This is a genomic window from Pseudoxanthomonas wuyuanensis, from assembly GCF_900215535.1.
GTDB classification, from domain to species: domain Bacteria; phylum Pseudomonadota; class Gammaproteobacteria; order Xanthomonadales; family Xanthomonadaceae; genus Pseudoxanthomonas_A; species Pseudoxanthomonas_A wuyuanensis.
Genome location: NZ_OCND01000001.1, coordinates 870,248 through 882,840, shown reverse-complemented (window position 1 = coordinate 882,840; position 12,593 = coordinate 870,248). Strand labels below are relative to the sequence as shown.

The window sequence follows — 12,593 nt, the reverse complement described above, 5'->3', positions numbered from 1 at the left end:
CCATCACCCCTGTACGCCCTTCCCAGGACGCCTTCTGAATTCCCCGATACCCCGTGCCCATCCGCAGCCGGGCATTCCACCACCAGCGCTTCACTACCCCTTACCGCCCTACCCCGACTCAACCCTTGCTTGAACGCGAATGCTCGGCCTCAACTTCTTCCGGCGTAGGATTCGCCTTGGCTTTCCCGTTGACGTAGACCACTGGGATGGGGCCATTCATCACCGACATAACACGAGAGGCCTCTTCTGCCGACGCCAGGTTGTCGTAGTTGGCAGAATCGGTCCGGGAATAACGAATCCCCTTTGACGACAAGTGCTGGACCAACACCTCGGTGCGCCGAGCAGCATCCGAAGGGCAGTTCCGTGGAGCGAAGATGACGATGCCGCGAGATGAAACACCATCCGGCGTCGGGATGGACGCAAATCCAGTGGAGTCGCTACCTTTAACCTTCTCGATCAGTCGGCTTCCCATCTCGTTGAGTTCGCCAGTCGAAACATAGGACTTCCAAAGAGCGGTTGCCGCAACGACAACGCCCAACGCCGCACAAACCTTAAGTACATTCATACATCTCCTCGGGAGAAACTCATGAGCAAAGAGGCGTGGCCGCAAGCCAGTCATAACTGATAAGCATGCCCCGAACTCAACCTTTCGCTCAGCTCATATCGCATCGATCGCATACCGACATAATCAATAATAGCTTCGAATCGAGTTTCCCAGTTCGTTTAAAGGCCGAGGATCTCGCAACCAAAGCAAAGTAAGAAACGACTACTTCTTCACTCCAATAAACGGGGAAAATTTAGGCGGCGGAGATATAAACCTATATGAAGTTTTCTCTAATGTAGTCAAGTCGGCTACCTAGCATTCCCGCATATTCAACAGTCGCAGGGGCATCGACTGGAAATTTATCGTCTACTGATAGATTCATGTTCACCGAGTTAACCCATTCCTGCATTATATCTACATAGGCTTTCAGAGCCTCGTCTGCACATGACGGGCCATCGGCGACCACCAAGTATGCTGGGGGGATATCGCCAACAACAACCCAGAGCAAGTTATCTGAATTACTCGCTTTATTGGCGATATCAAACATAAAAACAGAAAATATTCCGCCAATTCCACAGCCAAAATAAACTGATTTTATGTAAGAACACCAGTCGAACCCTGACAGGTACTCGCGCGCCTCATCAAGCATCTTATACAGAAGTGCCCGCTCCTCATCATCTGGAATACTGTCGAGAAAGCTAATGTTCTTAACGCCATATTTATCAGCAAGGCCATTCATGTGATTCTCTGAGCTCATCTGGCGCCCCACTTCTTAAAATCACCTCTTTGCTGATGTAATGCCTTATGATCATTGGGGTGCATCGGATTGACTTCTCCTAAGATATCTTGCCCGCCTTCGGCGAGTGGTGGCTCGTGATGGCCATGATAGTTTTTTCCATCTTCTGTTTTTGGCCACGGTTTGCCGTTCTTCTTCTCCCATGCCGATCTGTGCTGTTTGGGCGTGTATTTTCTCTTGGGGCAATTATGTGTAAGGATTCCATCCTCGCCCACGAAGAATGTGTGCGAGTTCGCCACCTCCAGATTATAGGCCGGAATCACATCCGTTCTACTCTCCACTTTGGCGATGACTACTGCTGCTAGATCCCCGTCATTACCTCTGATATTCAATCGCCCGCCGGCCAGCAATAGTTGTGCTGCACGCCAACCCTCAGGGGTATGCATCGGGTGTCCGCCCGTTACTACGACACTATTCCCGTTCTGTAGCGTCACTGTGACGAGTGTTTGTTGTCGGTGCGAAACAATCACGTCCGTCACCTTTTCCGGACGAGACACATCCAGCCACTCCGCGTATGCCACTACCTCATCGCCGGGACGGACTTCATCGATACGCTTGTGCCCATCTGGTGTCATCACCAGAGTGCTTCCGGGAAAGCTGTTGGTCATGTCAGCTAGACCACTGCCCGCCCCATCGACCAGCCCGGTACCACTTAGCGCCGAACCACCGGCTAACACGCCATTCAACATGCCGCGGAACTTACATGGCTTCGGAATAGGCAGCATCCCGAGGATGCAGTCCTTGGCGCAGTCGGGGAGCGCATCCAGACTGATGCACTCACCTTGCACCAAATCACCCAACGCACTCCATGCCATACACCCAAGAACGCAGCGCAAATAGTTTCCGACCAAGGGAATAAGGAACGCGACCTCACCCGTCGGGTCGATCAGATTGCTAGGCGAGTTTTTTGCGTAAGGATAGAAGTTGATCGCAGAGTCAAATCGCAGCGGGTCCTCGCTGACATAGCGACCAGTGTCGGCGTCGTAGTAGCGTCGCAGGTTGTAGTGCAGGCCGCTTTCCGTATCGAGGTACTGACCTGGGAATCGCCACGGCTGTTCGATTTGTGCGCCACTGGCCAGCTTTGCAGTGCCATAGGCGGTGTAGTCGGTCGCTGACCACACTACCGCGCCAGCGCGATTGGTGACGCGCCACGGTGTTCCCATGTGGTCGTTGTGATAGTAGTAGTACTGACCGCCGGTGTGCTGGAACATCGGGTCGGTCGAGTACAGCCCGTCCGGATTCCAGCCATAGCTACGGACCACCGTGCCCGAAGCATCCGCCTCGGCCAGCAGCCCTTCTTCACCGTGTAGAAAGAAGGTCTTCTGGCCATCTGCCAGTTCCTTGCTCAGGCGATTATCGAACGGGTCGTAGCTGTAGCGGGCAACCAGTTGGTCGTTGCCGTTGCGGATCTGGACGAGGCGATTGAGGGCGTCATAGACGAAATGGGTGGTGCGCTGAGGCTCGGACTTGCTGGTGTCGACACGGCGCGTCAGGTTGCCGGCTGCGTCGTAGCTGTAGCTGAAACTACCACGGCTCTGCAGACGGTTGGCGTCGTCGTACACCCAGGCGCCACTGACCGCGCTGTATTGGGTGCGGTTGCCCGCTTTGTCCAGCACAAAGGTTTCGCTGGTGCCGGCGATAAAGCTTGGGTCGGCTTTCACCAGGCGCAAGGCGTCGTCGTATTCGAATCCGGTCTCTTTGCCGTCGGCCTCGCGTGAAGTCAATTCGCTCAGCTTGCCATAGCGATTGACAAGTTCGAACACGGTGGCCTGGTTGGGGTTGCGGACCTTCAGGCGGGTGATATTGAGCAGACCGTCGCGTTCGATCTCCTGTACCGAGCCGCCAGGCAGGATTACTTTCTTTGGCGCGGTCCAATGCCGTTCGGTGATGCTGATGGAACCCTCATTGGGGATGTCCAACCGCGCCAGACCGCCGTAGCCGTCGTAGGTATAGCTCAGTGTGATGCCGTCTGGCCCGGTGTAGGTCTTGACGTCGCCATTGGGGTAATAGGTGTAGGAACGGGTCAAGGTGACCGTCCCCAACGTGACGGCTTCACTCAACAGCCTGTCGGCGTCGTCGTACTCCAGCACCCCCTGCGCGCCGCTGGTGGACCAGGTCTTGAGGTTGTCGGCGGCATCCCAGCTGAAACTATCCTCCAGCTCAAGGCCGCCGTCAGCACGATAGGTCTTGCGCGACAGCAGGCGGCCGGCGGCGTCATAGCCGTTGGTCTCGCGCGCACCATCCGGACGGATGGATTCGATGGGATTGCCAGCATCATCGTAGACGTAGCGAAAGACTTGACCCAGCGGGTTCGTTTCCCGCACCAGCAATCCCCGGCCGTCGTACGCGAAACGGGTGGTCTTGTCGTTCTGATCGGTGACCGCAATGACGTTGTTGCGATGGTCATAAGCCAGGGAGACCGTGTTGCCCAACTGGTCGATTACCGCGGTCAGGCGGCCCAATGCATCATATTCGTAGTTACGCGCATGGCCATTGGGATCGGTGAGGGTCTTGATGCGCCCCATCACGTCGTAGGCGATGCCATTGACACGTGCATCATCCGGTAGCAGCTCGGTTTGCTGCACGGGCCGCTTGCGAGAATCGAAACGGAACTTCCGCTCGAACGTGGGGTAACGAATGCTGGACGGTTGCCGTGCGCCCTGGTCCTGTCCGTTGACTTCGGTATAGCTGAGGAGTGTATCCAGCCCGCCGCCGTCTACGACCTTCACGATGCGGCCAGCAGCATCATAGGAGAGCGACGACGCCTGTCCCGAAGCATCGGCGCGGTGCCGCAATCGGCCCGCCAGATCGTAGCTGTCGGTGAAGGTGGCGCCGTAAGGATCGGTGAGCGTGTTGGCGCGACCTACGGAATCGTAGCCTTGGCGGCTGACTTTGCCCCGGCCGTCGGTAACGCTGGTGGACTTGTCGGTCGCGTCGTACCCGTATTGCCAGCTTATTTGGGTCGGGTCGGTTTCACGGACAAGATTGCCATGGGCATCGAACTGCGTTGTCCACTCGTGGCCCAAGGGATCGACAACGCTGGTGCGATTGCCCTGGTGATCATGGTCGTACCGCCAGACCTTGTTCTCGCCGTCGGTAAACTCGTCCACATTGCCTTGGTCATCGTAGGCAAGGCGGATTTGCACGTCGCTGTCGGAAGAACCGTCGGGATTGGCGCCGCCCTTGATGGTTGCCGTTTCGACTTCTCCGCGTGCGTTGTATACGTAGTCGCGAACCTGTTGTTCTGGCCGGCCGGCGGCGACAGTGCTCTTGATCAAATTGCCGCGGTTGTCGTAGGCATAGCGATAGATAACCCCTGCGGCATCAGTCATTTCGCGCAGATCGGTTGACCCTGACTCATACGAGTAGCTCATCGATGAGCCATCGGGATAGGTGATCTTGGTCACCTCTCCGAAATTATCGCGCTGGATCTCGGTGCTGCCGTTGCGCTCGTCGATATAGATCATCGAGCGACTGCCGCCTTGACCGGTCAACACTACCTTGCCGTTGACCTCACGATAGATCAACCGGCCTTCGATATCGAACCGCTGGCTGTCGATGGTGCTTCCGCTGTCGGTCTGCGGCAGCTTCAGGGTGACGCTGAATTCCTTCTTTAGCTTGTCGTAGCCATAGTCGATGGTGGTTTCACCACCATCGGCAGCGGTCAGCTTCTCTATTCTCCCAGTCGGTCCGTAGTCGATCCGTAGTTCTCGCCCTTCGGCATCGGCTACCTTGATGATCTTGTTGCGATTGTCGGTACCGTTGAGCGGATTACTGCCGTAGTGGAACCTCGTTGTATTGCCCCGCGCATCGATTACGCGGGCCAGACGATCGTTGCTGTCGTACTCGTAGCGAACACGGCGTACGCTGGGCGCGGTGTGGTCGCGGACCTCGGTGATGCGCCCGCCGTTATCCGCGTACAGCAGGGTGAAGACCGTCCTGCCGTTGTCGTCAAGAACGCGCTCAAGCTCGCCATGCCCGCCATACTGGAACCAGACGCGTACATTGTTACGATCGCCATAGCTACTGATGCGCCCCAGGTTGTCGTATTCGATCCATTGACCACTGCGATCCACCCATCGGTAGCCGCTGACATTGCTGGTCGCAGCTCCTCCCTGCCCTGGCTTTCCTGCTACAGGGTGGTTGTCGGGGCTGCTGCTGGCGCTCAGCGTGGGTACCGGCGCCGGCCGCACCAGATAACGGGGGTGCTTGCTGCTGACGTATACGCTGCCGTCCGAGTTCGGGCTGAATACCACGCCCTTGCGCGCAAGGGCTTCATGACGAAAACCGGCTGGCAACGGGTTCCCTTCTGCGTCGCGGCCGAAGGTAGGGTCATTGACGACGCGGGTTTTGATGGTTCCCAGTTCCCGCGCCCTACTGATAGCACCTGACTGAGCGGTGGAGTCGCAAGTGGTGATGCCATCGATAGTGGTGCAGTTGCTATTGGTCGCCGAGAAGTAGAGGCCCTGACTGAAGTTCCGCGTCGTCAGCCCCGACCATTGCCGGTTGAAGGCCCATTCGCCGCCGTCGAAGTCGCGATTGATCCGCACATACCCGCCGGGGACCTTAACCTCCAGATCGTCCTGGGCTACGGTGAAGTCTCCGTTCGGCGTACCCAGTCCCATGCTTCCGCGCGCACCCAGCGGATGCACTGCCTGAGCCGTCGCCGTCTGCGGCCAGCACGCTGCTACCGCAAGTACGAGGCCCAGCAGTACCGCGAATGCGAGCTTCAGCCGATCTGGCGTTGTACCTGTTCTAGCGGTCACTCGGTTCTCCCTATTGAATACGATCACTGCCCACCTTCCTTGCCTGGCGCGGACTGCTTGTTCTGTGCGTCATAGCAGTCGCCACTGCCCTTGGCGCATAGCGGCAACCCGGGCATGCCGGAGTAGCCCGGTCCGCCGGAACCGCCCCAACCGCCCCCACCCGCACCACCGGAACCCACCGGAGAGCCACCCACCGGACAGTTGCTCTTCTCGACGTAGAACCAGTTGGCGGATGAGCCACACGATTCACTTTCTGTGCCATTGGCACAGATGAAACTGCAGGTGGTGCGATAGCGGGCGGTATAGGTGTAGCAACCCGGGGTACCGGAAACGTTGGTCGGCTCGGTCGGCGAACTATTTCCCGTACCGCCGCCCGAACCCCCGCCTTGGCCGGCGTCGATACCACCACCGTCACCAGTCCCTCCGTCGCCACCGCCACTTCCACCGTCGCCACCTCCGCTTCCACCACCGGATGAAGGCCCGCCGGTTGCGTCGCTGCCATAGCTGCGCAATGCAATGACACGGTAAGGCAACCGAACGCGCTGCTTGGCTTCCAGCGTGGTGGGCGGCTGGGCGAGGAACTCGAACTTGAAGTACTCATCGCTGGCCGGGATGCGGGCCTGAACGTTGTCGGCGCGGATCAATCCGTAGTTTGTCATCACCAGTTCGCCCTGCAGCACTTCGCCAGGTTTCATCTTCGGCAAGTTGATGCTGGTCGGCTGGATCACCACCACCGGTGCGGGGACATCGGTTTCGAAGGTGGCGTTGAGGGTGATTTCGTAGCGGTCCTCAATGGTTATTTCCCGTACCGACCACTCCACCGAGATCAGCGTGTATTCCAGGAATACGGATTGGTTGATGGTCAGACCCGGCTTGATGACGAAACGCCCGGAAGCTTCCTGATGGTTGCTGGCGCTGGCCTTGAACTTGTAGCTGCCGGCCGGCAGGTTCTGGAAGAACGCTTCGCCGAAGGCGTCGGTGGTCAGTTCGTAACTCTGGCTGATCACCGCTTCGTTCTGCAGCACCAGGCGCGCACCGGCCAGGCCGGGAATCAGATTGCCGTTCTGGTCGCGGGTGGCCGTGTAGATGTCCGATGCCTTGAACAGCACGCTGCCCTGCCCGGACTGGGTAACCGACACGAAGACATTGATGTCCTCCGGCGCCAGGTTGCTACCGGCAACGCGCAGCTTGAACTCGTGGATGCCTTCGGCCACCTGGGCGGTTGGCGCCACATTGATGTCCAGACTGCGTTTTTCGCCGATGGCGATGGAACCCAGGTTGGGCGTGGAGGCCAGCGCAACCCAGGACGGCGCCGGACTACCGGTCTGGTCCACCAGGGCGACGGTGACGTCGCTCATCGCCACGAAACCCTTGTTCTCGATGACGACGGTCTCGATGACGCTTTGCCCCTGCGAAAGGCCGGCTTCCACGTAGTTGGGTGTGGCGAACAACGCCGGTACCGCTTCGGTCAGGGTGTAGTCGACCGCCAGCAGCGACAGCGGCTGGTCGGCGCCGTCGGCCATCACGGCCAGGAACAGCCGACCGCTGGGCGGCGCGGTGTTGTCGCCGGACACGGAAACCGGCATCGCCAGGTTCTGCTTTGGTCCGATATTCAGCGGTGCGCCCGGTTCCACCTTGATGCCTGGAATCAAGGCGCCGCTCTGCTGGTATTCCGGTGCGTACACCACCCGCAGGTTGCTGGCCTGCGCGCCTACGCCGGTGCTGGCGCGGAAGTCGACGCGGTAGGCGTAATTGCGCGGCACATTCAACTTGAAGGTGCCAGGGGTCACTGCCACCCGATTGATGGTGAACTGGCCCTGTTTCGGCCGGTCGGTCATGTCCGGATGGATCGCACCCACATGGTAAAGGCCGGAATCGGTCGTGGTGGGCTTGAACACGTAACGGAAGGCGCCGGTCTCGTCGCTGGTGACATCGGCCAGGCGCTCGAAACCTTCCTGGTTGATGGCAATCCGCAATGGCGCATTCGGCACCGGATCGCCGCTTTGGCGGTCGATGGCCCTGCCCTGCACGGTGATGTCCTGGGTACCGAACGACATCACCGGGCTGACGCTGGCGACCTCGCCGAAGTACGGCGTATTGGCCAACGTCAGGGAGCGCTCGCTGCCCATGCCCGGAATGGCCACCTGCTCAGGCTCACCGGTGCTGTAGCGCAGCGCATCCACTTCCAGGCGCAACCTGACCTGGTCCGGGCTGTTGCTGGGCACCGGCATCAGGAAGGTGTCGGAAACATAGCGCTGCCCAGGCGCGATGCGCGCCACGGTCTGGCCGTTGGCCAACGTGATCACGCCCGCTCCGGTGACCTGCTTGTACGGTGTGGCGCTGAGCAGGTTGCCGTCGGCATCCAGCAGTTTGAGGCGCAGCTCATTGGAGGCATCACGCCCATTGTTGCGGGCCGTCAGCAGTTCCACTTCCACCTCGGACGTGTTTTCCACCGTCAGCCGCACCTGGCCGGATGCTCCGCGCACGAAGCTTTCGGTTTCCAGTCCGACGACCAGCGCGCTATCGACCACCGTCGCCTCGCGCTCGGTGCCCAAGCGGACGTGTTCGCCTTCGTTGGGTACGTTCTCCACCGCAACCACCAATGCTGCAGGGTTGGTGATGTCGGGGTAACCGCCGACAATCACCGGCACCATCTTGCTGGCGTTGCCCGCCAGCGTGAACTCTTCGGACTGGAAGCGGCGCGAACCCAGCGTTACCACCACGCGGGCGGCGGCAAGGTTGCCGGCGGACAGATTGGAAACCTGCACGCCGAGGCGGTTCATCACGTTGCGCTTCAACGGCAGGCCGGTGACGATCTGGGTGCCCAGGTTGGGCAGCACCAGGCTGCGTCCTTGACGTTCGCCATGCTCGTCCACCGCTTCGACCGTGTAGCGGCGTTCGCCGCTGGTGAAGCCGGTGTCGGTCAGCTCGTTAGCCGTGATTGGCGTACTGGTCAGCTTGACGCGCCCGTCGCCCTCGCCCACGTAGACGTCAAAGCCCACCGCACCAGACCCATTGGGTGTCCAGCTCAATCGCGGCAGCGCGGTGCCGACCTGTTCGACCTCCAGCCGGCGCACAGGCAACAGGCTGAAGTTCAAATACGCCGAGTTGGAGATGGCCGACTCGTTGCCGGCGCTGTCCACGGCCGTGACCACGTACGCGTGTTCCGACTGCGACGGCGCCGCATCGACCACCTGGGTCAGCTTGATGCCCTGCTTGATGGGCGTCAGGCCCGCCACTGATGTAATCGGCGAAGTGGCCGAACGGTACAGGCGATAGCTGGCCGGTGCAGTGCCGACAGGCGGCTGCCACGACGCCAGCACACCCTGGCTGGTCAGGCTGAGTTGCAGGTTCTGCGGCGCCCCTGGCGCCGTGCGGCTGCTGTTGACCTGTGCCACCGGCGATTCGGCGCTGAGCGCTTCGGTGCCGTTGCTGCTGCGCACCGACGCCACGGTGTACCGGTACAGACCGTCCTGCGGCGTGGCATCGACATATTCTGCGACGGCGCTGCGCGTCAGTTCGCTACGCTGCGCTTCGCCCGGGGCCTGCCGGTACAACTGGTAGGCGGTGGCGCCGTCGACCGGCTGCCACTCCAGCTTGACCTGGCCTGCCGGCAACGCGCTTGCGGCCAGACCCAGCGGCACATCCAGCGCCGGCAGTTCGCCCTGGTAGACCTGGAAACGATTGACCGCATCCACTTGGGAACTGCTGTTGCCCAGTGCGTCGGCTGCAGCGAATTCGAAGCTCAACAATTCCGTCGCTGCTGCGCCCGCATCCTGCGGCAGTTGGAAATCGGCACGCCAGCGATCGGCTGCCAATCGCTGCAGCCCGTTCAGCACCACCGGCATGCGCGCGGCGCCGGACAACCGGTACTGCACGGCCGGCGGCGTACCGCTGGGGATGGCTTCGCTGAACGTAAAGGTTGCGGAGACATCCTGCGAGGCTTCGGCATCGATGGGCGCGGCCGGACTCAGGTCGATAACGGTCAATACCGGGCCGATGGTATCGATTCGCAGCGTGGCCCCTTGCCTGACCTGGTCGCCGCGGTTGCCCGACGTATCGCGTGCGGAGAACAGCACGTTGGCGATACCTGTGCCCGCACCCGGACGCAGCGTCAGCACGCCGGTGTAGTGCGTATCGTCCTGTTTGACCAGGTCCACCGGGATGGGTAGGCCGCCCTCGGGTACAAGGCTCAGGTAAGGCGTGCCTTGCAGTGGTTCGTTGACCTCTACCGACACCTGCACCGCGCCCTGCCCGTAGGTCTGACTGGCGGGGTCGTAGGCGCCGCCCTGAGCCACGTATTCGATCTTGACCGCGAAGGGTGCGGTGCGGTCGATGGCGGCGCTGGCGGAATTGGTGGGCGCACTCGGCGTACCAGCCGCATTGACGGCAATCACTCGGTAGAAGTAGGTGCCGTCGTTCTCCGGCACATCCTCGTATTGCGTGGCGGTCTTTGCCAACCGGACAACCCGCTGCGCTTCGCCGACCGTCTGGAAGTCCGTCGGCGCGCGATAGACCTCATGCGCCACCGCGTTGGGATCGCTGGAGCCGGCCCAGGCCAGCCGGATCTTGCCCGCGACCGGAGTTGCCGAGAGCGCCGAGGGTGCCGACGGGACGGTCACATCCAGGGTGACGACGACTTCCGCGGACGGCCCGCTGGTGCCGTACTGGTTGGTGGCGGTGGCTTGAATCCGATTGCTTCCCGCGACAAGCGTTATCGCGACCGAGAAGCGGCCGGAACTGTCTGCGGTCGCCTCCCCCGCGGGCTCGCCATTCAGGCTGACCTGTACCGCGCTGGCCGCCGCTGCGGTACCGGTGACGGTCATCGCGGCAGTGCGGGTGCTGCTGCCTGTGGTCGGTTGCGTGATCACCGGCGCTGCGGGAGGCGCATGGGCAACGACGATGTCGTATTGCTGTGTCGTGGTATTACCCAGCGAGTCGAATGCGCGTAGCGCCAGCACATGCGGGCCATTGGCAACGCCATTCAGCGAAAGAGGCACGGTATAGCTGCCGTTACCGGTTGCGGTGGCGACCACCGCGCCATCCAGCAGCAGTTCGATGCGGGAGATCGCACTGCGGTCCGACGCGGTGAAGCTCAGGGTGGCGCTACCGGTGAAGGTGCTGCCCTGCTGAAGCGGCGTACCATTTGCCGATACCGCGGACAGCACGGGGCCCTCGGTGTCCACTATCGGGGCGCCGCGCGAGACGGTGACGTTGGCGCTGGCTTCGCTGGACCTACCCGCCAGGTCGGTGGCGACGGCGCGGATCACATAGTCACCCTCGGCCACGCTGCCGGGGTTCCAAGAGAGATGGTAAGGCGCGGCGCTGCGAGTACCCAGCGATTGCGTGTCCAGATAGAACTGCACCTGCTGGATGCCAGAGGCATCGCTGGCATTGGCTTCCAACGTAATCGGATCCACCAGCACGCTTCCCGCGGCCGGTGTATTCAGCGCAATAGCAGGCGGCTGGGAATCCAGCAGTGCGCCTCCTGCCAGGGTAGCGGTGACCAGGGAGCCACTGGTATCGCGGAACTGCGCAACGAGATTCTTCCGACCATCGCCGGCCGACAGGGCGAAGTCGAATTGGGCACGGCCGTTGGTGAGTGGTATGAACGGCACACCTGCGAAGGCGCCATCTTCCGCCACGCGATATTCGGTTGCATTGACGCAGGACACCTCCAGCGCAATCAGCGGTTGTTCGTAGAAGGCTGCCGGTGCTACCGCTCGCACTGTTGGATTCAGCAGCGGTGTGGCGGTCAGGAACCCGCCGTAGGCAACACCGGCGGAGACACGATCACCCTGCCCTTCGGGATTTGCCGCGTCGTCCTTCGGTCCGCTGGCATGTCCCCACCAGTTTCCTGCCGCGTTGATTGTGGTGTCCGGGGAGAGATTGCGGACGCCCCACCCACTATTCCCGGAGAACTGCGTGCTGCCGATGACGGGTTGGCTCTGCCCGCTGGCTTCCAGGCCTGTTTCGTTACGCAGGAAGCTGGCGCCATTGATGGCGGGCGATGCTCCATCGACCAGGCGCAGTCCGGTGGCACTGTCGCTAATTTGTAGATACTGGATGTTCGGATTGACGCCACGGATCGTCAGTGCGGCGCCTGCTTCCCCACCCCCGCCGTAGCGGATCAGAAGGTCAGTCAATGGCTGGGCACCGAAACCAGAGGTGGACTTCTCGACGCGGACGCCCCGCCAGTCGCCAACGCTGGCCTGCTGCGGTACAGCCTGTGTCTGGCCGCCGACGCTGTCGTCTTTGCTGCTGGTCAGCACCACACCTTTTCCGTTCACCAGTTTGTCGCGCACCACCAAACCGGCGTCTTCGCCGAACTTCACTACGACGCCGTCCTGGAGGGTCAGCTCGGCGGCCCGTCCAGAGCCTGGCATTGCGGCCGTCATCGAAAGCAGCAACGCAAGCGAGCTTACGACCGCCATGGTCCTGGCGTTCACCTTCATCGGCCTGACAGAAAGGGACTTCTTAGCTCCAT

4 protein-coding genes are annotated in these 12,593 nt (G+C 61.0%); all 4 read right to left on the bottom strand.

The genetic code is table 11. From position 1 onward, the window contains the following. Positions 1-118 precede the first annotated feature (118 nt). The 4 genes from CRO39_RS20415 to CRO39_RS21270 all read right to left on the bottom strand — a co-directional run bounded on the left by CRO39_RS20415 (position 119) and on the right by CRO39_RS21270 (position 12,492). On the bottom strand, positions 119-565 hold the full coding sequence (locus tag CRO39_RS20415) for a glutaredoxin (RefSeq protein ID WP_141400707.1): 447 nt from the start codon (positions 563-565) through the stop codon (positions 119-121). Positions 566-818: 253 nt separating this feature from the next. Next, positions 819-1,283: a hypothetical protein gene (locus CRO39_RS20410; RefSeq protein WP_141400706.1), complete on the bottom strand. Its 465-nt coding sequence runs from the start codon at positions 1,281-1,283 to the stop codon at positions 819-821. 14 nt (positions 1,284-1,297) lie between these two features. Further along, positions 1,298-6,133, bottom strand: a complete 4,836-nt coding sequence (locus tag CRO39_RS03710) for an RHS repeat-associated core domain-containing protein (protein WP_141400705.1) — start codon at positions 6,131-6,133, stop codon at positions 1,298-1,300. Further along, positions 6,130-12,492, bottom strand: a complete 6,363-nt coding sequence (locus tag CRO39_RS21270) for an Ig-like domain-containing protein (protein WP_141400704.1) — start codon at positions 12,490-12,492, stop codon at positions 6,130-6,132. Before CRO39_RS21270 ends, CRO39_RS03710 begins: the two co-directional genes overlap by 4 nt. Between the last annotated feature and the right edge of the window lie 101 nt (positions 12,493-12,593).